The 19,075-nt window shown below is 46.0% G+C and carries 19 protein-coding genes; 4 read left to right on the top strand and 15 right to left on the bottom strand.

Features of this window, described 5'->3' with window-relative positions:
• Window positions 1-75 precede the first annotated feature (75 nt).
• Together Pcarn_RS02670 and Pcarn_RS02665 are read right to left on the bottom strand one after the other, a co-directional pair.
• Entirely contained in the window at window positions 76-1,320 is a 1,245-nt protein-coding gene (locus Pcarn_RS02670; protein ID WP_261834859.1) for a NupC/NupG family nucleoside CNT transporter, read from the bottom strand.
• A gap of 190 nt (window positions 1,321-1,510) precedes the next feature.
• Entirely contained in the window at window positions 1,511-2,290 is a 780-nt protein-coding gene (locus Pcarn_RS02665) for a TatD family hydrolase (protein WP_261834858.1), read from the bottom strand.
• Between the two features lie 326 nt (window positions 2,291-2,616).
• Here Pcarn_RS02665 and Pcarn_RS02660 point away from each other — a divergent pair, with 326 nt between their 5' ends.
• Window positions 2,617-3,651, top strand: coding sequence for a hypothetical protein (locus Pcarn_RS02660; protein ID WP_261834857.1), 1,035 nt, complete (start codon window positions 2,617-2,619; stop codon window positions 3,649-3,651).
• 83 nt (window positions 3,652-3,734) lie between these two features.
• The gene (locus Pcarn_RS02655; RefSeq protein WP_261834856.1) at window positions 3,735-4,415 is read left to right on the top strand and encodes a hypothetical protein; all 681 of its coding nucleotides are present in this window, start codon (window positions 3,735-3,737) and stop codon (window positions 4,413-4,415) included.
• On the opposite strand, the gene Pcarn_RS02650 is transcribed toward Pcarn_RS02655, so the two are convergent.
• The 8 genes from Pcarn_RS02650 to ubiT all read right to left on the bottom strand — a co-directional run bounded on the left by Pcarn_RS02650 (window position 4,412) and on the right by ubiT (window position 11,798).
• Window positions 4,412-5,245: a LysR family transcriptional regulator gene (locus Pcarn_RS02650; protein ID WP_261834855.1), complete on the bottom strand. Its 834-nt coding sequence runs from the start codon at window positions 5,243-5,245 to the stop codon at window positions 4,412-4,414. The genes Pcarn_RS02655 and Pcarn_RS02650 overlap by 4 nt on opposite strands.
• Before the next feature lie 63 nt (window positions 5,246-5,308).
• Complete coding sequence (gene prfC, locus Pcarn_RS02645; protein WP_261834854.1) at window positions 5,309-6,898, bottom strand: peptide chain release factor 3; 1,590 nt, start codon at window positions 6,896-6,898, stop codon at window positions 5,309-5,311.
• A 132-nt stretch (window positions 6,899-7,030) separates the two neighbouring features.
• Complete coding sequence (locus Pcarn_RS02640) at window positions 7,031-7,999, bottom strand: iron-sulfur cluster-binding domain-containing protein (RefSeq protein WP_261834853.1); 969 nt, start codon at window positions 7,997-7,999, stop codon at window positions 7,031-7,033.
• A 70-nt stretch (window positions 8,000-8,069) separates the two neighbouring features.
• Window positions 8,070-9,731 carry a hydroxylamine reductase gene (gene hcp, locus Pcarn_RS02635; protein ID WP_261834852.1) on the bottom strand — a complete coding sequence of 554 codons (1,662 nt, stop codon included), beginning with the start codon at window positions 9,729-9,731 and terminating at the stop codon, window positions 8,070-8,072.
• A gap of 197 nt (window positions 9,732-9,928) precedes the next feature.
• Window positions 9,929-10,375 (bottom strand): ribosomal protein S18-alanine N-acetyltransferase, encoded by a 447-nt coding sequence (gene rimI / locus Pcarn_RS02630; protein WP_261834851.1) that lies wholly within the window; start codon window positions 10,373-10,375, stop codon window positions 9,929-9,931.
• On the bottom strand, window positions 10,368-10,772 hold the full coding sequence (locus Pcarn_RS02625) for a DNA polymerase III subunit psi (protein ID WP_261834850.1): 405 nt from the start codon (window positions 10,770-10,772) through the stop codon (window positions 10,368-10,370). Before Pcarn_RS02625 ends, rimI begins: the two co-directional genes overlap by 8 nt.
• Before the next feature lie 2 nt (window positions 10,773-10,774).
• Window positions 10,775-11,278 (bottom strand): GNAT family N-acetyltransferase, encoded by a 504-nt coding sequence (locus Pcarn_RS02620; RefSeq protein WP_261834849.1) that lies wholly within the window; start codon window positions 11,276-11,278, stop codon window positions 10,775-10,777.
• Window positions 11,268-11,798 (bottom strand): ubiquinone anaerobic biosynthesis accessory factor UbiT, encoded by a 531-nt coding sequence (gene ubiT / locus Pcarn_RS02615; RefSeq protein ID WP_261834848.1) that lies wholly within the window; start codon window positions 11,796-11,798, stop codon window positions 11,268-11,270. Before ubiT ends, Pcarn_RS02620 begins: the two co-directional genes overlap by 11 nt.
• A 171-nt stretch (window positions 11,799-11,969) precedes the next feature.
• Here ubiT and ubiU point away from each other — a divergent pair, with 171 nt between their 5' ends.
• Entirely contained in the window at window positions 11,970-12,983 is a 1,014-nt protein-coding gene (gene ubiU, locus Pcarn_RS02610) for a ubiquinone anaerobic biosynthesis protein UbiU (RefSeq protein WP_261834847.1), read from the top strand.
• Between the two features lie 14 nt (window positions 12,984-12,997).
• Window positions 12,998-13,870, top strand: coding sequence for a U32 family peptidase (locus Pcarn_RS02605; RefSeq protein ID WP_261834846.1), 873 nt, complete (start codon window positions 12,998-13,000; stop codon window positions 13,868-13,870).
• A 47-nt stretch (window positions 13,871-13,917) separates the two neighbouring features.
• On the opposite strand, the gene nlpI is transcribed toward Pcarn_RS02605, so the two are convergent.
• The 5 genes from nlpI to rbfA form a co-directional block, all read right to left on the bottom strand.
• The gene (gene nlpI / locus Pcarn_RS02600; protein ID WP_261834845.1) at window positions 13,918-14,787 is read right to left on the bottom strand and encodes a lipoprotein NlpI; all 870 of its coding nucleotides are present in this window, start codon (window positions 14,785-14,787) and stop codon (window positions 13,918-13,920) included.
• A gap of 105 nt (window positions 14,788-14,892) precedes the next feature.
• Complete coding sequence (gene pnp, locus Pcarn_RS02595; protein WP_261834844.1) at window positions 14,893-17,019, bottom strand: polyribonucleotide nucleotidyltransferase; 2,127 nt, start codon at window positions 17,017-17,019, stop codon at window positions 14,893-14,895.
• Between the two features lie 287 nt (window positions 17,020-17,306).
• A complete protein-coding gene (rpsO, locus tag Pcarn_RS02590; protein WP_261834843.1) occupies window positions 17,307-17,576 on the bottom strand; it encodes a 30S ribosomal protein S15 in 270 nt (89 codons plus the stop codon).
• Window positions 17,577-17,725: 149 nt separating this feature from the next.
• On the bottom strand, window positions 17,726-18,670 hold the full coding sequence (gene truB / locus Pcarn_RS02585; RefSeq protein WP_261834842.1) for a tRNA pseudouridine(55) synthase TruB: 945 nt from the start codon (window positions 18,668-18,670) through the stop codon (window positions 17,726-17,728).
• Window positions 18,670-19,065, bottom strand: a complete 396-nt coding sequence (gene rbfA / locus Pcarn_RS02580) for a 30S ribosome-binding factor RbfA (RefSeq protein ID WP_261834841.1) — start codon at window positions 19,063-19,065, stop codon at window positions 18,670-18,672. The genes truB and rbfA overlap by 1 nt, the downstream gene beginning before the upstream one ends.
• Window positions 19,066-19,075: the final 10 nt, after the last annotated feature.

Below are 19,075 nucleotides of genomic sequence, written 5' to 3'. Positions count from 1 at the left end.
AAGATTATGATAATACGAATAAAAACGCCCCGATGCTAACATCAGGGCGCTTTGCAATTTAAGTTTTCTTCGTCATTAGAACGATAGGAAGAAACCTGCGATTGTCGCTGCCATTAGGTTAGATAGCGTACCCGCGATTACTGCCTTGATACCCATACGAGCGATATCTGGGCGACGCTTAGGAGCGATACTACCTAGACCACCTAGTAGGATAGCGATAGACGATAGGTTAGCGAAGCCACAAAGAGCAAATGAGATGATTGCTTTAGTCTTCTCGCTCAGTACAACCTCAGCACCGTCACCTAGGTAAGGTGCAAATTGTGCGTATGCAACGAATTCGTTCGCAACAGTCTTAAGACCGATGAACTCACCAGCAACTGTAGCTTCGTTCCAAGGAACACCGATTAGGAATGCTAGTGGTGCGAAGATCCAACCAAGGATAGCTTCAAGAGTTAGGTTCTCCATACCGAACCAACCACCGATGCCACCAAGCACACCGTTGATTAGAGCGATAAGACCGATGAATGCGATTAGCATTGCACCAACGTTTAGAGCCAGTTGAAGACCTGCAGATGCACCGCCCGCTGCTGCGTCGATTACGTTTGCTGGCTTGTCTTCACCTTCAGCGTTGATGTTGTCTAGTTGCTCGATTGGCTCATCAGTTTCAGGCTTGATGATCTTAGCGAATAGTAGACCGCCAGGAGCCGCCATGAATGATGCAGCTACTAGGTATTCGATTGGCACGCCCATAGATGCGTAACCCGCTAGTACACCACCAGCGATAGAAGCTAGACCACCACACATTACTGCGAATAGCTCAGATTGAGTCATCTTAGGTACGAAAGGACGTACTACTAGAGGTGCTTCAGTTTGACCAACGAAAATGTTTGCTGCTGCTGACATAGATTCCGCACGAGAAGTGCCTAGAGCTTTTTGCAGACCACCGCCAAGAATGCGGATAACCCACTGCATAACACCTAGGTAGTAAAGTACAGAGATCAGAGCAGAGAAGAAGATAAGAGTTGGTAGAACTTGGAACGCAAAGATAAAGCCAAGACCGTCAACAGAGAAATTAACCAAGTTTCCGAATAGGAAACCAGTACCATCAGCACCGTAGTTAATTACGCTTGAAACACCATCCGAAACGCTTTTTAGAAGGTCTTTACCCCAAGGTACGTAAAGAACGAATGCACCAAGTGCGAACTGGATAGCGAACGCGCCACCTACAGTACGAAAGTTAATTGCTTTGCGGTTGTCTGACAGAAGTACTGCGATCAGGATCAGTACTGCCATGCCCACTAGGCTCATAAACAGGCTCATAGTTTATGGCTTCCTTATAAAGATTGTTTAAAAAAAGTTGTTAGAAAAACGGGCGCGATTATACCGAACAAGAAATTGCAGGATAAAACACAGATCACATTTTCGCGAAATTCTAGACGCAAACGATTAAATCAATGTTGATCAATGTCACCTTTTTGCGAATGCAGTGATTAACAAATCGGCAGTTAGGTCAATTTATTGCAAAAACCTGATTACTGTTGCGCCAAATAGCCTCGGCTAGTATAGAGGCGTTTTCGTTACGTATCTTTACAAGATATTTAAAAATGTGAGGTATATATTGAGGGGAGTTAATCTCCGAATTCATACCGTACAAAGGCATATCTGGAGCATCTGTTTCTAACACTATTGAATCGAGTGGAAGTTTAGCTATAGCATCTCGAGTAGGTTCAGCAGTCGGACGAGTTATTACCCCGCCAATTCCTAACCTCATTCCTGCGTCAACTAAAGCTTTGGCTTTCTGATAGTTACCGCTGAAGCCGTGAACGATTCCTCTATTTACTTTAGCTTGCTTCAGCCTCTGTTGAACAAGGTGGTGCTGTTTCACCGAGTGGATAACGACGGGCTTGTTATATTGCTTTGCCAACTCAAGCTGAAAGTCGAACGCTTCCAGCTGCTGGTCGATACACTCTTTAAAGCGTTTATCCAACCCACACTCACCCACAGCAGTGATCTTGTCTTTGTGTTCAGCGAAGTATTCTCCAAGTGCCGTCAGTTCATCTTGAAACACAGTTGTTCGCTGATACTGCTCCTTCACTCTCAAGGGGTGAATGCCTATGGCGATATAAACCCCTTCCTCACCAGACAATTGCAATACCTGATTCCAGTTGTTCTGGCCTACAGCGGGCACAAGGAAACGAGACACCTCAGCCTCATGAAACCTCTTCTTATACTCCTGCCATTCACTCTGGAAACATTCAAAATCCAAATGGCAGTGGGTATCAAACCACATCTATATCACCTCAAAACAAACTATTTCTTCATACTCGATAAGAGTAGACGATAGGAATTCTATATTAAATCAAACTGAGAAACATTTAGTAACAGGCTAAGTAAAGCTTTGATGAAGAATCTGCAAACCTAGTAAAAACAATACCTAACGGAATAAATAAAAACAACGAACGCCAATGAACAATCATTCAGTATAAATACTATTAATATAGAAAGCCTAGCTCGCTTTATTGTTAGCCCTTCCCCTGCTGTACATAATTCATCCCATAGCCAGGAGGCATACACCGCAAGACGCTCTAACATCAACTGTATGAGAAACAAGCACACATGAAAGCAAGCATTTTAGCTCTAACCATTTCCACAGCACTTTCCGCTAACGCATTCGCTCAATCAACGAAGGTTGATGTTCAAGCTGCAAACGCTGAAACACACGAACTTATCGATCGACAAATGCGTGATATCGATGCATCTGTTCAAGCGCAATTGAAAACAACATCTTCAGATACTCAAGCGATTGATCCAGCAAGTGCGAGCAACATTGTAAACAAACAAGAGTCAAACAGCACTTGGGCTGCTGTCGGCACAGCTTCTGCCGCATTAGTTGCAGGTATGCTATCTACGAGCTCAAGCTCTAACGAAAACCCAGACGATGTAATCCCATCTCTACCAACCGCTGGTAACCCTGATAATGAACTACCAGGCATAGATGATGACAACTCTGTACCTGACAATAGTCAGACTGTATTTACTGTATACAACGGGATGATCGCTATTGACGATAAGTTAGTGGGGCATATTAACGATGCAGGACAAATAACTGATGCTAATGGCAATACTGTTGGTCAAATCAGATATCCAGAAAATGCCGAAGGCGACATCGTAATAGTGCTTGACAATGGGGATATCTTAAAAGTTATCGAAGCTGGTAACGGTTGGGTTATAGATATTGATGACTCAATCATAGACGGTGATATGGATAGCCCAGATGCACCGAAAACATTCGGTGAAGTACTTTACGACGAAACTATCGATGCCGCATTAATTGTTGGTGATAATGGCACCATTGTCTCAATCAACAGTGATGGTGAATACACTGTCAGAATCGACTATGACACAAGTATTCATGGAAACATTCATGATCACGGTGATGTTACTCGTCTAGACAATGGATTCGAAATCGTTACCGAGAACGGCACCTACGTAGTCTCGTCTATTGAAGGACGGCTAAGCATAGTGCTTACAGATGGTGGAAACCCAGAGCTTCACCGTTCAAAATTGCAGAACCTACAAAACGTTGACCAAAACAAACTTCAGCAAGTAAAAGCTAAAGTTCAAAACCGTCTAGCAACGCTTAAGAAGTAACTCCCAACGACTTCTGAATTAAGCCCAATAATCCCCTCAATCGAGGGGATTATTTTCTTTAGTAAACCTGTTTTGGAGTTCCTATGCGTCGCCTAGCAATTCTCTCCCTTTTCTTATCTGCCAATGCTTTTGCTGAATCTACTTTGGTACAAACTATTGAGAAGTTTACTGATATCTTTGGCATTAGCTTTTCACAGCAAGATGGCAATACAGTAGCCACTCTGGATGCCAACTATTACATCACGGAAGATTTGCGAGTATTCGGAGATATCGATACAGAAGTAAACTGGGAAGTTGGAGCTGGCTATTCTATTTGGAAGGGAGAGACCTATTACACTGAGAACAGTCTAAAGATTAGTGACTACAAAGTATCTACCGGCATCTTTGGCGCAAAAGTGCTGAGCCAGCACTGGACCGCTATTGGCGATGTTAACTACAACTACAAATTCGACGATGAGTACTGTTTCGTAGCAAACTGTCTGAATTACCTGCCATCTGATTCCATCGACTATTCTGCAGGTGCCATTTGGAGCCCGATTAAATACTTTGACCTTCTATACAAGTTCAATCACGAAATCGGATTCAAAGACAATATGTGGAATGGGAAACAGAATGACATCAGCATCAGTTCAGGAAAAACCGACCTCATTTACCATGAGATGATTCTATTTCTCAACATCAAGCAACTGAGACCATCGGTGACCTATACCTATTTTGAAGAACGAGAAGATACTATAGAGTTCGGCCTAACCTTCGACTTCTAGTCATGGCTTAATAATTCTCTAAGCTGTTCACGCAGTGCCTTATGCTGTGCATTGTTTTGGTATTTTTTGTGGTAAGTAAACTCAAAATCTACCTTTCGCATCTTAAATGGTGGCGCGAGTATCTTCATTCCAAACTTTTCAGCAATATCGCTCATGCTCTTAGCAATCGCAGAAATATAGCGAGTACCTTTAGTTGCAACAATAAGGTTAGTGATACTACTCACCTCTATCGCCACTTTTCTCGAAAAACTCTTACCGGACAGAAAGTCTACAATTTGTGCATTCTGGCGCACGAGTTTCAAAGTAACATGTTCTGAATCTAGATATTGCTCAAGTGAGATTGTATCCCCCACTGCAGGATGTTCTGCATCACACATCAAAACAAGCTCATCACTAAATGCATGCTCAAAGTTCAGTCCAGAGTCTCGAGGCAGGTTGTAATCAATGACCAAGTCAGCTTTATTCAATCGAATATCCTGCAATATGTCTTCTTCCACACGCGGAGACTCAATCAGTTGCACGTTGGGCATCTCCGGAAGATTCGCTATAGCATTTACACTGGCATAGACAATCATTTTGCGCTCGGTCGCCACTGCACCATCCATAAGCTCTAGCGCCATACCTAGCTGAGTGGCGAGTTGATGTGCTTTAGAGGTAGGCTCAATCTTGCGCCCCATACGAATAAACAAGGGATAACCAAGAACTGTCTCAAAGCGCTTAATAGCAGAACTTACCGCTGGCTGTGTGAGTGAGAGGGATTCGGCGGCCTTGGTAATGGTGCCTAGGTTGTATACCGCTAGAAATGGTCGTACTAGATTGAGGTCAAACACCGAATCTCCTTTTGATGTGTCCCTGAAAGCAAAAAAGCCAGCAGAAAACTGCTGGCTCTAATATTAGTGTTCGCGAGTCGCTCTGAAGTCTACGTCAGGGAATCGCTCTTGCGCTAGGTTTAGGTTAACCATGGTTGGTGCAACATAAGAAAGGTTGTCACCACCATCGAGAGCAAGGTTGCTCTGGTTCTTACGCTTAAACTCTTCCAGTTTCTTAGGATCATCACATTCAACCCAGCGAGCTGTTGCTACGTTTACGCCTTCATAGATGGCTTCGACGTTGTATTCAGCTTTAAGGCGCGCAACTACCACATCAAACTGAAGCACACCAACCGCACCTACGATAAGGTCGTTGTTTTGCAGTGGGCGGAATACCTGCACTGCACCTTCCTCAGAAAGCTGTACTAGCCCTTTTAGTAGCTGCTTCTGCTTCAATGGATCTTTTAGTCGAATGCGACGGAACAGTTCAGGAGCAAAGTTAGGGATACCTGCAAACTTCAGCTTCTCACCTTGGGTAAAGGTATCGCCGATCTGGATTGTACCGTGGTTGTGTAGACCAATGATGTCACCTGCGTACGCTTTATCTGCGCGAGAACGGTCACCCGCCATAAAGGTTACTGCATCAGAGATACTTACGTTCTTACCCGTGCGCACATGGTTCATCTTCATGCCTTGCGAGTAAGTACCAGAAACGATACGCATAAATGCGATACGGTCACGGTGTTTAGGGTCCATGTTTGCTTGGATCTTAAACACGAAGCCAGAGAATTTCTCTTCAGAAGCAACAACCTTACGCTCGTTCGCTTCACGCGCTTGTGGACCTGGAGCCCACTCAGTAAGACCGTCTAGCATATGGTCAACACCGAAGTTACCCAGTGCAGTACCGAAGTATACTGGAGTCAGCTCACCGGCTAGGAATAGGTCGTGGTCGAACTCAGGACATGCACCGATAACCAGCTCTAGCTCCTCACGTACGCTTTCTGCTAGGTCAGCACCTACAGCTTCGTCTAGGTCTGGGTTGTCTAGACCCTTGATGATGCGAACTTCTTGGATCTCATGACCGTGGCCAGATTCATACAAGATAGTCTCATCACGGTGGATATGATAAACACCCTTAAACTCTTTACCACAACCGATAGGCCAAGTGATTGGCGCACACGCCATGCTCAGCTCACTCTCAACTTCATCAAGAACTTCCATTGGGTCACGCACGTCGCGGTCCAATTTGTTCATGAAGGTAACGATAGGCGTATCACGAAGGCGAGTAACCTCCATCAGTTTACGCGTACGATCCTCGACACCTTTCGCCGCATCGATCACCATCAAGCATGAGTCAACCGCTGTCAGTGTACGGTAGGTATCTTCAGAGAAGTCTTCGTGTCCTGGGGTATCCAGCAGGTTTACCAAACAATCGTTGTACGGGAACTGCATCACAGAGGTAGTAACCGAGATACCACGCTCCTTTTCCATCTCCATCCAGTCAGATTTTGCATGCTGGTTGGAACCGCGTCCTTTTACGGTACCCGCTTTTTGGATTGCGTTTCCGAATAAAAGTACTTTTTCGGTGATGGTCGTCTTACCCGCATCCGGGTGAGAGATGATAGCAAACGTACGACGCTTGTTTACTTCTAGCTGAAAGGGACTATTTGACATGTATCGAGTTCTTTAGGTTGTGCACTGTCTAAAAATTGGCGCTATTTTCGCTGATTCTGCGCTATTTCACAATCTATCTGTAAAAAGAAAGGCCCAACCTAGGTTGAGCCCTCTGAGTTTAGTCGATTTAGTTTAGCCAATCTCAACAAACATATTGTCGTTTACCTGACTGGCACAGGCAAGGAAGTAGCCCTGCTCGACCTCTTCATCGGTCAAAGGCCCTTGCGTTGAACTAACCAGTTTGTCTTTATCGCCCTTACAGCGACAACTGCCACACACACCTGCACGGCAAGCGGCAAAGATCGGAAGCCCTTCACTCTCTAAGGCATCGAGGACGGTTTGCTCTCCCTCAATAGAGACCGCTTGTCCATTTACAGACAAAGTGTGCGCACCGTCAGAGGCTTCCAACTCGGCTATCGCCGCTTGGAATTGCTCGTGATGGATCTGTGCTTCTGGCATGCCCAGCGCTTTTAGCCATTCTTGAGCAGATTCCATATAGCCGTTTGGGCCACACATCAGAGCGACACGAGATGAAAGGCTCTCATCTAAGTTAGCCAGAACATCTTGACTCAAACGAGATTCAAACTCGCTACTCTGACTTACGCACCACACCAGTTTTAGATTTTCGTATTTGGATGCCAGTGCTTCAAGCTCTTCCACATACAATCGGTCTTTAGCTGTGCTCGCACTATGTACAAAAAAGATATCGGCGTTGGGATCCTCAGCAAGGCGCGCTACCAGCATAGAGTAAACAGGTGTAATACCGCAGCCAGCGCTGAGCATTAACAGAGGTTGCTCTTTATAAAGGTTGGCATTGAACTCTCCTGAAGCCGGCAGAGCCTCAAGCTCATCTCCGACCTTAAGGTTGTCTGCCAAAAAGTTAGATACGAGCCCGTCGGTAACACGCTTGATGGTGAGGCTGCACTCTTTACCACCTGGTTGAGAGGCCAAAGAATAGCAACGCTGTTCTACTTCACCTTGGATCTCGACACCGATAGGAAGAAATTGACCTGGAATAAAATCCAAGGTTTGGTCCGCCTCAAACCAGTAGGTATTGATATCTTGGGTATCTTGACGGATTTCAGTACAGGTTAATCGCATTTTATTCTCCTAACAGAAACAAGATGCGCCCTAAGGCGCATCTCTATATCACTTCAATAACAAATATGGGTTAGCCAAGGATGTCAGCTAAGTCTTGTTCAACCGTGGTAATCAAGCGCAGACCCGTCTGCTCATCAAGGTGGTTAATTAGGTTTTCGGTTAGGAATGCAGGCGCGGTTGGACCGACACGAATATCCTTAATACCCAATGCTAGTAGTGTAAGCAGAACTGCAATCGCCTTTTGCTCAAACCAAGATAGGATCAAAGACAGTGGCAGTTCATTCACTTCACATTCGAAGGTCTCGGCTAGAGCCAGTGCAAGCTGGATAGCTGAGTATGCATCGTTACATTGACCAACATCTAGGAAGCGAGGGATGCCATTGATGTCACCGAACTCAAGGTCGTTGAACTTAAACTTACCGCAGGCAAGAGTCAGGATTAGCGTGTCTTGTGGTGCCGCTTTAGTGAATTCAGTGAAGTAGTTGCGTTCTTTCTTATCACCATCACAGCCACCTACTAGGAAGAAGTGGCGGATGTTGCCCGCTTTCACTTGTTCGATTACTGCAGGAGCCGCTTCCATTAGTGCGTTGCGCGCAAAACCAGTCATGGTGAAATGAGGAATTTCGTCAAACTTAAAGCCTTCACATTCAAACGCTTTCTCAATCACCTCTGAGAAGTCATGGCCTTCATGATGCTTAACACCCGGCCAACCCACGATATTACGAGTGAACATACGATCAGCGTATGCGCCTGTCTCTGGGTTGATCAAACAATTAGAGGTCATCACGATAGCACCAGGGAAGTTAGCGAACTCTTTTTGCTGGTTCTGCCATGCTGTACCGTAGTTACCTACTAGGTGTGGGTACTTACCGCCAAGCTCTGGATAAGCATGTGCTGGTAGCATCTCACCATGGGTGTAAACATTGATACCCTTGCCTTCAGTTTGTTCAAGGATGTACTTAAGGTCGATCAGGTCGTGGCCTGAAACTAGGATTGCCTTACCCGCAACCGGCTTCATGTTTACCTTGGTTGGTACAGGGTGACCAAAGGCTTCAGTCTCACCCTGGTCTAGCATCTGCATAACCTTGTAGTTCAGGTGACCACAAGCCATAGCCAGACCCAATAGCTCGTCCATCTCATTCACACCCTCACCAAGGCGAGCCATGATGCGGTGGAATTCAGCGTAAATTTCTTCGTCTTGCTGACCAAGGATACGAGCATGCTCCATATAAGCAGCAACACCTTTCAAGCCATACAGAGCAAGAAGACGCAGACCCATGATATCTTCACCGATAGCATCTAAATCTTGGTTCAGTGCAGTCTCTGGAGCGCGGCTTAGAATTACTACTTTCTCAGCTTCAATAGTGAAGTTTGCCGCACCGTCAAAGCTCTTAGGTGCAACGTTTTGGGTAACGCATGCGGCCTCATAGGCTTGCTTCATTTGGTCACGAAGCTGAAGCGCTTGTTTGGTGTATTCAATCAGACGAGCATCGTCAAAGTTAACGTTAGTAAGGGTTGCGAAGAAGGCCTGTGGCACATAGGCATCAGTCTTTTGATCGACAATACCCATCTCACGGGCAGCACTAGCATAAGCACTCACACCCTGAAGGATGTAGATCAGTACATCTTGAAGATCTGAAATCTCAGCCGTTTTACCACACATACCCATCGCATACTGACAGCCGTTAGCAACTGGTGTCTGCATGGTTTGCTCACATTGAATACAAAACATCGCCCTTCCTTAAGTAGCATTTAAAATAAATGTTTATGCACAAGTCTACTCTTCACTCGTTACTTTAAAAGGCATTTTAAATGCAACTTAATAATTAATTGATTTGAATCAAAAGATTATATCAACCCATGAATGGAATAATTCTCATTTAGATCTGCAGAAGTGCAGTGTATGAAAAAGCCCTCATATGAGAGGGCTTAGAAGTAATAACTCATTAGAATGGCATCTTCACGCCCATTGGCACTGGGGTAATATCCGCTTCGTCTATCTACCTCGTTAAAACCATTCTTAAGATAGAGGCTTTGCGCTTTGACGTTCGACTCTCGAACCTCGAGCCAGATACATTCAGCATTAAGTCGCTGACAGCGCTGAATAAGATAACTTACCAGTCGGCTACCTACGCCTTGCCCTTGATGTTCAGGAGCGACGGCGATATTGAGCAGACTAACCTCACCTACTATATTCTGTGCATAGAAATAGCCTACTAAAGTGTCACCTTTAAACATGCCAAAATGCATTGCTCCACGACTCTTCAAGTCGTCGATCATACTGCGTTTCCACGGATGGGAATGAGCTCCCTGCTCTATCTTCCATACCGCATCGAGATGTTCAGGTGCTAGCGGAGCGTAACGAAAATCAGCCATAAGACTTTATCTGCTCCCACAAGGCACGACGATTTTGATTGTGGCCATCGATCTCGCTCAGTGCTGGTGACTTGAGAGTCTTAGACACTTCGGTTTGCATAGGCTCGCAACCACAAAACCACACCCATTCTAGATTGTGCTTTGAAAGCTGAGAAAACTGAGCTGGCGTGATATGACGGCACGAGTCTAGACTCAGTTTCATCGCCCCTTGCAACACCTTTTGCATAAATTCAGCGTTGCTACCTGATGGAGTCTGTTGTGCTACAAAGAGCAACTTAATGTCATCTTCCAGATCAAGAGGAGTCTGTTCATAGCCCCCTAGTCTCTCTGGATGCGTTAGCGTCCACTGCGTGATGCCCATTTCTGCAAGCAGGGCATGATTTCTATCCTGTGACACGATTAAACCTGATCAAACTCTTCTGTATATTCGATTAGACCTGAGAGGCCAGCAAAGCTTTCACCTGCTAGGTCTAAAACTTGAAACGCGCCTTCTGGAATATCCCATTGGCAGCGGAATCTATGTTCTTCGGCACCTGCAAAGCCAAAGCGAGAATAATAGGCAGGGTCACCTAATACCACACAAGCTGGGTAGCCTAATTCATGTAGCATATTCAGACCTTCGCGGATCATCTGCTCTGCAATACCTTGATTGCGATACTCTTCAGCAACCGCCACAGGTGCTAGACCTTGCCAGCCGTAATCCATACCCGCCAGAGTAACTGGAGAGAACTGAGCTGAACCTACAACCTGACCTTCATCGTCGCTCGCCACTATGCTGAGAGTGATCTTACCGTTCTCACGCAAGGTGCGAACCAAATCAGCTTCTGCATGTGTTGGAAAGGTCGCTTTTAGTAAGCGGTCGATAGAAAGGTTGTCAGCAGGTGCTTCAGTTCTAATAAGCATTATTGGTGGTTCCTGAAATCAAGGTTGAAGCTGGTGCATCCACACCTTTCGCAACAAAGGTAGCCAGCTGAGAGAGTGCCATAGTAACCACTTTTGGCAGTGCATCCAAATCAACACTGTCCATTAGGTTCTTAACCTCTAACCCTAGTTCAGTATCACCTTCAATGCTCAGGCGACGCTGAAAAAATAGTGTGTCTGGATCTTCTTTGCGACCCGCAATCAGTACCAAGTCATTTAGCGTGCCAGAGAAGCTGACATCATGCTGTTGCTCGACAGTCTCAACCACCAGCTCCTCGTCACGGAAGCTAATAAACCACTGTAGATCTAGATCAGTCACTAACACTTTCAGCCATTTGTCTTCCAAAAACTCGAAATCACCGTCTTCCAGTGCTTCTTTGAACACTAGCTTTAGGGCTTCCAGCATGGTCAGGCTATGTAGTTTTCGTGGTAGCAGTTTTGCAGGACCTTTCAAGATGGTGGCTGCATTAGAAACCAGTTGTTGTCTTACTTTGTCGAGCACGCGATATTCTCACTTGATAAAATTTTCCACATCATACGCAAAAGATCCAAGATGTGAACTGAGCTTGCTCAACTTCCATACTTTTCCCTAGGAAAACTGCCTCATATCAAAGAGTGCAATTCGCCGAACAGTAAAATACTTGCCACTGTACCCAACACTTTGAATACTTTCATGGAACTACTCTGTCCGGCAGGAAACTTGCCAGCACTAAAGACCGCTATCGATTGCGGCGCAGATGCTGTCTACATCGGATTTAAAGATGATACTAATGCGAGGCACTTTGCAGGCCTGAACTTCAACGGTAAGAAGTTTGAGAAAGCAGTGCAATACGTGCACAACGCGGGTAAACATATCCATGTGGCGCTGAATACCTTTGCTCAGCCTCAAGGCTTTGAGCGCTGGACCAATGCCGTTGATATGGCGGCGCAAAATGGTGTCGATGCGCTGATTGTGGCTGACATCGCAGTACTAGAGTACGCAGCCAAGCGCTACCCAGAATTGGAACTGCACCTTTCTGTGCAAGCCTCTGCGACCAATGTGGCGGCTATCGATTTCTATCAAAAGAACTTCAACGTTAAGCGCGTTGTGCTTCCTCGCGTTCTGTCTATCCATCAGGTTAAACAGCTTTCGCGCAACCTAACCTCAGATGTTGAGCTTGAGGTATTTGCGTTTGGCAGTCTGTGCATCATGTCCGAGGGTCGCTGTTATCTTTCATCTTATATGACAGGCGAATCACCGAACACAGTGGGTGCATGTTCACCGGCCAAGTACGTGCGTTGGCAAGAGACAGAGCAAGGTTTGGAGTCACGTCTAAACGATATCCTTATCGACCGTTATGCCGAGGGAGAAAACGCTGGCTACCCTACCCTATGTAAGGGTCGCTTTGAGGCAGAAGTAGATGGTGTCAGCAAACGCTATCACGCGCTCGAAGAGCCAACTAGCCTTAACACACTCTCTCTACTTCCAGAGCTGTTCGCAGCTAACGTGGCTTCAGTGAAAATTGAGGGTCGTCAACGTAGCCCTGCCTATGTTGAGCACGTTACGCGCACATGGCGTGCAGCTATCGATGCGTACCAGAGAGATCCTGAAAACTACCAGGTTCAACCAAGCTGGGATAAGGCACTGGCCAACGTATCTGAAGGTACGCAAACCACCCTTGGCGCTTACCATAGAAAATGGCAATAACGGAGACAAGCACAATGAAATACTCGTTAGGGCCAATCCTATACTTCTGGCCAAAACAGGACGTAGAAGACTTCTACAAACAAGCCATGCAGTCAGATGCCGAGATCATCTATCTAGGTGAGTCGGTATGTTCAAAGCGTCGTGAGATGAAACCAAATCACTGGTTTGATATCGCCAAAGAGCTAGCTAATTCAGGTAAACAAGTTGTACTGTCGACCATGGCGCTTCTCGAGGCGCCGAGTGAAGTTAACGTAATGAAGAAGTACGTTGATAACGGTGACTTTGCTATTGAGGCGAACGATGTGTCAGCCATACAGCTTGCACACGAAAAAGGCGTACCATTTGTGGTTGGTGCGGCGGTTAATACCTATAACGCTCACACGCTTAATCTTTTTCTAAAGCAGGGTATGATCCGCTGGTGTATGCCGGTAGAGCTCTCTCGTGATTGGCTATCCAACACACTGAATCAGTGTGATGAGTTAGGCATTCGCAACAAGTTTGAGGTTGAAGTGTTCAGTCATGGTTACCTTCCGCTAGCCTATTCGGCTCGCTGCTTCACCGCACGCGCTGAAAATCGAGCTAAAGATGAGTGCGAGACCTGCTGTATTAAATACCCAACCGGCCTTCAGGTTCACAGCCAAGAAGGACAATCGGTGTTTAACCTCAACGGTATCCAAACCCAATCGGGCTACTGCTATAACTTGGTGAACGACCAGGTATCTATGCAAGGCTTAGTGGATGTAGTGCGCCTCAGCCCGCTGGGTGTCGAGACCTTCACGCATCTAGATAAGTTTATGGCAAACCGCGATGGTTCCAGCCCTGCGCAACTGCCAGATCGCCAGTGTAATGGCTACTGGCATCAGGTTGCGGGTCTAGAGCTAAAATAGCCCTAAGCTAACGACATAAAAAAGGCGTCCAGTTGGACGCCTTTTCATTATTGGTTTTGCTCTCTAAGCTCAGCGAATATCTTGCTCAACTCCAAGAAGGCATATCTGTGTTCAACGTACTCATAGACATTAAAGCTCAGTGCTAGCTTATACAAGCCTATTGCTTCTGAGTAATTTCCTTCTAACTGATGCTTCTTAGCTAGATAGAAATACGCCTCGGTCAGTCGCTGTGCTAGCCCTAGGTTGTCGTTCACACCAGAGGCAATATTCTTAAACGCCTCTTGTTCAGACTCTTCACCTAACATTAAGCCAACCAGATCCCAGCCCCATTGGTTGTCTCGCACCTCATAGCGCTGTTGCAGTTTTTGATACGCCTGTTCACCATTGGTTTCTACTTCGATGATGTAAAGCCAAAGTGCACGGAATGGATCGCTAGGATCGTCCTCATAATGTTTGGTCATCTCATCTAAAGCAAGGTCAACGCGATCACCATAGTAAAGAGCAATAGCACGGTTGCGCTCTGCGTACTGGTTATCAGGGTCAAGCTCTAGGGTTGAATCAAAGGCTTCATAGGCCGCATCGTATTGACCAATTTGAGTGAAATAGACACCCAGTAGGTTGAAGATGTCAGGCTGTGCTGGATTAAGCGACAGACTCTGGTTGAAGTCATAACGCGCAAGTTCACGCAGACCTAAGCTATCGTAATAAACACCACGCTGAAAATGGAGTTCAGCACGCTGCTCCTTATTTAACTCTTCTTGTAACAGCAATTGTGTCGTTCGTGCTATCTGAACCTCTTGCTGAATTGAAGGCTGAAGGGGAACGGCCAATGGGGGAGCCCATTGTTGCCCTTGCATACTTGAACACCCTGATAAGACTAGGGCCAAGCCAGCCACGAACAGACTAAACCATTTCACAAACAACTACCTCCATGTTTCGTAGTTCCTTTAGAATAGAAAAAGAGGAGCATAATTGCTCCTCTTTTCGGTCATGATCTTAAAGATTTTTCTTAAAAATCAATATTATTCAGCTGCAGGCGCGTCGTTTGACTCTTCTGCTGGCTTCTCTACCGCTTCTTTCATGCTCAGACGAACACGGCCTTGGCGGTCGATCTCAAGAACCTTAACCTTAACTTCTTGGCCTTCAGTTAGGTAGTCAGAAACCTTCTCTACACGCTTCTCAGCGATTTGAGAGATGTGTACTAGACCATCTTTACCTGGAAGGATAGTTACGAACGCACCGAAGTCAGCTAGACGAGCTACTTTACCGTTGTAGATAGCACCAACTTCAACTTCTGCAGTCAGAGCCTTGATACGGTCGATAGCGTCTTGAGCTTGCTCACCAGAGGTTGCAGCGATCTTAACTGTACCGTCGTCTTCGATTTCGATAGTCGTACCAGTCTCTTCACATAGAGAACGGATAACTGCGCCACCTTTACCGATAACGTCACGGATCTTGTCAGGGTTGATCTTCATTTGGTGGATACGTGGAGCGAACTGAGAGATCTCCTCACGAGCACCAGAGATAGCTTCGTCCATCACAGATAGGATGTGTAGACGTGCACCTTGAGCTTGGTTTAGAGCGATCTGCATGATCTCTTTAGTGATACCTTCGATCTTGATATCCATCTGCAGTGCAGTGATACCAGTAGAAGTACCCGCTACTTTAAAGTCCATGTCACCAAGGTGATCTTCGTCACCTAGGATGTCAGAAAGAACAACGAAGTCGTCGCCTTCTTTAACTAGACCCATAGCGATACCCGCTACAGAAGACTTAATTGGCACACCTGCATCCATAAGAGCAAGAGAAGTACCACATACAGAAGCCATTGAAGAAGAACCGTTAGATTCAGTGATTTCAGATACAACACGAACTGTGTATGGGAAATCTTCAACAGAAGGCATTACCGCTGCAATACCACGCTTAGCCAGTTTACCGTGGCCGATTTCACGACGCTTAGGAGAACCAACAAAGCCAGTCTCACCTACACAGTATGGAGGGAAGTTGTAGTGCAGTAGGAAGTGATCTTTACGCTCACCAGTTAGCTCATCAATGATTTGAGCATCACGTTGAGTACCAAGAGTCGCTGTAACTAGCGCCTGAGTCTCACCACGGGTGAATAGAGAAGAGCCGTGAGTACGTGGAAGAACGCCAGTGCGAACGTCTAGAGCACGAACCATGTCTTTCTCACGACCGTCGATACGTGGGTTACCAGCGATGATGCTGCGACGTACAACGGTTTTTTCTAGATCGTGGAAGATAGTGTGAATTTCTTTAGTGTTTGCTTCAGGGTCTTCAGCAAGTAGCACTTCGTTTACTTCCGCAGCGATCTCGTGGATGCGGTCGTAACGAGCCATCTTCTCAGTGATTTGGTACGCTTCAACTAGCTTAGCTTCCGCTAGCTCAGCAATCTTAGTGTTAAGTGCTGTGTTCTCTTCTGGAGCAACCCAATCCCATGCAGGAGTAGCTACTTCAGCAGCGAATTCGTTGATAGCGTTGATAACAGCTTGTTGTTGGTCGTGACCGTAAACAACTGCTGCTAGCATTTCTTCTTCAGTTAGGTTGTCAGCTTCTGATTCAACCATTAGTACTGCGTTGTCAGTACCTGCCACAACTAGGTCTAGCTTAGAAGTCTCTAGCTCAGTGTTTGATGGGTTAAGTACTAGCTGGCCATCTACGTGACCAACACGCGCTGCACCGATTGGACCATTGAACGGGATACCAGAGATGGCAAGTGCTGCTGAAGTACCGATCATGGTTGGAATGTCAGGCTGAACGTCTGGGTTTACAGACACAACAGTTGCGATTACTTGAACTTCGTTCTTAAACGCATCTGGGAATAGCGGACGGATTGGACGGTCGATTAGACGTGCAATCAGGGTTTCGCCTTCAGAAGGACGACCTTCACGCTTGAAGAAACCGCCAGGGATCTTACCTGCAGCGTAAGTACGCTCTTGGTAGTTTACAGTTAGAGGGAAGAAGTCTTGACCTTCAACTGCTTCTTTTTTACCAACAACAGATACGAATACTGCTGTGTCATCCATGTTAACCATAACAGCAGCAGTCGCTTGGCGAGCCATAACACCGGTCTCAAGCGTTACTGTGTGGTTTCCATATTGGAAAGTCTTAACAACTGGTTTTTCGAACATTCTAATTCCTTGTTCTAAGCGAGGCTTAGATAAGTGGTTCATTCACTCTAAGGCATTACAAATCGCGACTAGTAAAAACAGAATCTTGGAATCTATTTTTAATAGTCGCGACCTTTTGGTCGACGAGGGTGACTGTAATGCTTCGAGTAGTGATTAAATATAGTTACGAATTTCCTGAAAAAATTCGTGGAGTAGTATAACGGCTTAATTGAGCTTTGGCTAAATTTAGGCGTCAAAAAAGGGGCATATAGCCCCTTTTTGTACAAACTGATCTATGCAGTCACTTATTAGCGACGTAGGCCTAGACGTTTGATTAGCGCGTGGTAGCGATCTAGGTTTTTACCTTTTAGGTAATCTAGAAGCTTACGACGACGAGAAACCATGCGTAGAAGACCGCGACGGCTGTGGTGGTCTTGCTTGTGGTTAGCAAAGTGACCTTGTAGGTGGTTGATAGAAGCAGTAAGTAGAGCTACTTGTACTTCTGGTGAACCTGTATCGCCTTCGCTTTGTGCGTACTCAGCAACGATTGCTGCTTTAGTTTCTGCATTCAGAGACATAATTCTCTCCTAAAGAGTTAAGTTTAAATTTGTGCCAGCCAATCTCTGATTCAGCCGACACGAGAGCGGTGGATTATACGGACAAGCTTTAAGCAAAGCAATAGCTGATAGCTATCAGTTTTTAACTATCAACTGAGAGATCATTGCTGTTAGCTTTCCTCGCGGAATACCACCAAACGCTTAGGTGCGATGCGACCATCGTCATCGATATCCGCCACACCAATAAATAGCTTTTCTTCGCCTTTAGTCATGCGCACAGGGCCTTCCGCCGGAGCGCCAAGTACCTGTACTGGCTGACCATGTTGAACCATATCCGCAAGCTCAGGGATAAGGTTAACCTCAGGCAGTTCTTCTACCGCTGTGTCCATAGGCAGAAGTAGCGGGTCTAGTAGTTCTTTTGGAGCCACTTCTTGGATATGTGCTTGCTTAAGCAGTTCATCCAGTTGCTCCAGAGTCATCATGCGCTCATACGGATAGTTAGCTACACCAGTACGGCGAAGGTAAGTCACGTGTGCGCCACAACCTAGCATCTCTCCTAGGTCATCAACGATAGTACGGATATAAGTACCCTTAGAGCAGTGTACTTCTAGCTCAACCTCATCGCCCTCAAAGCGGATCAGATTGATCTCATACACGGTGATCTTACGAGACTCACGCGGTACCTCGATGCCTTCACGAGCGTATTCGTACAGAGGCTTACCTTGGTACTTTAGCGCTGAGAACATTGAAGGAACCTGGTCAGTTGTACCACGGAATTTTTCGATGCACTCTTGTAACAGTTCTTCAGTTACATTAACTGGACGCGTTTCTACTACTTCACCGTCTGAGTCAGAGGTGTTAGTGCGCTCACCTAGCTTAGCTATGGTGCGGTAGCGCTTATCTGAGTCGAGCAGATATTGAGAAAACTTGGTCGCTTCGCCCAAACAAATTGGAAGCATACCTGTTGCAAGAGGGTCAAGTGCACCTGTGTGACCTGCCTTCTCTGCAAAGAAAATACGCTTAACTTTTTGTAGCGCATCGTTAGATGAAATGCCTGTGGGCTTATCTAACAGGATTACGCCATTGACCGGACGGCCTTTACGTCTTCTCGCCATTACTCTTCATCTCCACGACCAGAGTCATCACGCTTTTGCTTGTCTTTGCTAACCACGTCGCTAACAAGGTTAGACATTCGCATACCTTCAACTAGGGTGCTATCGTACACAAAACGCACCTCGGGAGTTAGGCGTAGACGAATACGCTTACCAAGCATCATGCGGATCTGCACTTCATGCTCTTTTAGCGCTTCAAGGCTAGATTCAGGAGTTTGGTCGCCGATGCATAGGAAGGTAACGAATACCTTGGCAACAGCAAGGTCACGAGAAACCTCTACATCCGAAATGGTTGCCATACCGATGCGAGAATCGCGGATTTCGCGTTGTAGGATAACAGCTAGCTCTTTTTGCAGCTGTTGTGACACTCGTTGAGTGCGGCTAAATTCTTTTGACATTTCTTTTCTC

Origin of the sequence: Vibrio ishigakensis (assembly GCF_024347675.1) — a bacterium.
In the GTDB taxonomy this organism is placed as follows: Bacteria; Pseudomonadota; Gammaproteobacteria; order Enterobacterales; family Vibrionaceae; genus Vibrio; species Vibrio ishigakensis.
Note: the sequence above shows the minus strand (reverse complement) of the source record. Positions and strands in the feature narration are given on the sequence as shown.

What these genes read in the sequence shown, in the direction of transcription:
- Pcarn_RS02670 (WP_261834859.1), bottom strand. Translation starts at nt 1,320, where the DNA reads ATGAGCCTGTTTATGAGCCTAGTGGGCATGGCAGTACTGATCCTGATC.
- Pcarn_RS02665 (WP_261834858.1), bottom strand. Translation starts at nt 2,290, where the DNA reads ATGTGGTTTGATACCCACTGCCATTTGGATTTTGAATGTTTCCAGAGT.
- Pcarn_RS02660 (WP_261834857.1), top strand. Translation starts at nt 2,617, where the DNA reads ATGAAAGCAAGCATTTTAGCTCTAACCATTTCCACAGCACTTTCCGCT.
- Pcarn_RS02655 (WP_261834856.1), top strand. Translation starts at nt 3,735, where the DNA reads ATGCGTCGCCTAGCAATTCTCTCCCTTTTCTTATCTGCCAATGCTTTT.
- prfC (WP_261834854.1), bottom strand. Translation starts at nt 6,898, where the DNA reads ATGTCAAATAGTCCCTTTCAGCTAGAAGTAAACAAGCGTCGTACGTTT.
- Pcarn_RS02640 (WP_261834853.1), bottom strand. Translation starts at nt 7,999, where the DNA reads ATGCGATTAACCTGTACTGAAATCCGTCAAGATACCCAAGATATCAAT.
- hcp (WP_261834852.1), bottom strand. Translation starts at nt 9,731, where the DNA reads ATGTTTTGTATTCAATGTGAGCAAACCATGCAGACACCAGTTGCTAAC.
- rimI (WP_261834851.1), bottom strand. Translation starts at nt 10,375, where the DNA reads ATGGCTGATTTTCGTTACGCTCCGCTAGCACCTGAACATCTCGATGCG.
- Pcarn_RS02620 (WP_261834849.1), bottom strand. Translation starts at nt 11,278, where the DNA reads ATGCTTATTAGAACTGAAGCACCTGCTGACAACCTTTCTATCGACCGC.
- ubiU (WP_261834847.1), top strand. Translation starts at nt 11,970, where the DNA reads ATGGAACTACTCTGTCCGGCAGGAAACTTGCCAGCACTAAAGACCGCT.
- Pcarn_RS02605 (WP_261834846.1), top strand. Translation starts at nt 12,998, where the DNA reads ATGAAATACTCGTTAGGGCCAATCCTATACTTCTGGCCAAAACAGGAC.
- pnp (WP_261834844.1), bottom strand. Translation starts at nt 17,019, where the DNA reads ATGTTCGAAAAACCAGTTGTTAAGACTTTCCAATATGGAAACCACACA.
- rpsO (WP_261834843.1), bottom strand. Translation starts at nt 17,576, where the DNA reads ATGTCTCTGAATGCAGAAACTAAAGCAGCAATCGTTGCTGAGTACGCA.
- truB (WP_261834842.1), bottom strand. Translation starts at nt 18,670, where the DNA reads ATGGCGAGAAGACGTAAAGGCCGTCCGGTCAATGGCGTAATCCTGTTA.
- rbfA (WP_261834841.1), bottom strand. Translation starts at nt 19,065, where the DNA reads ATGTCAAAAGAATTTAGCCGCACTCAACGAGTGTCACAACAGCTGCAA.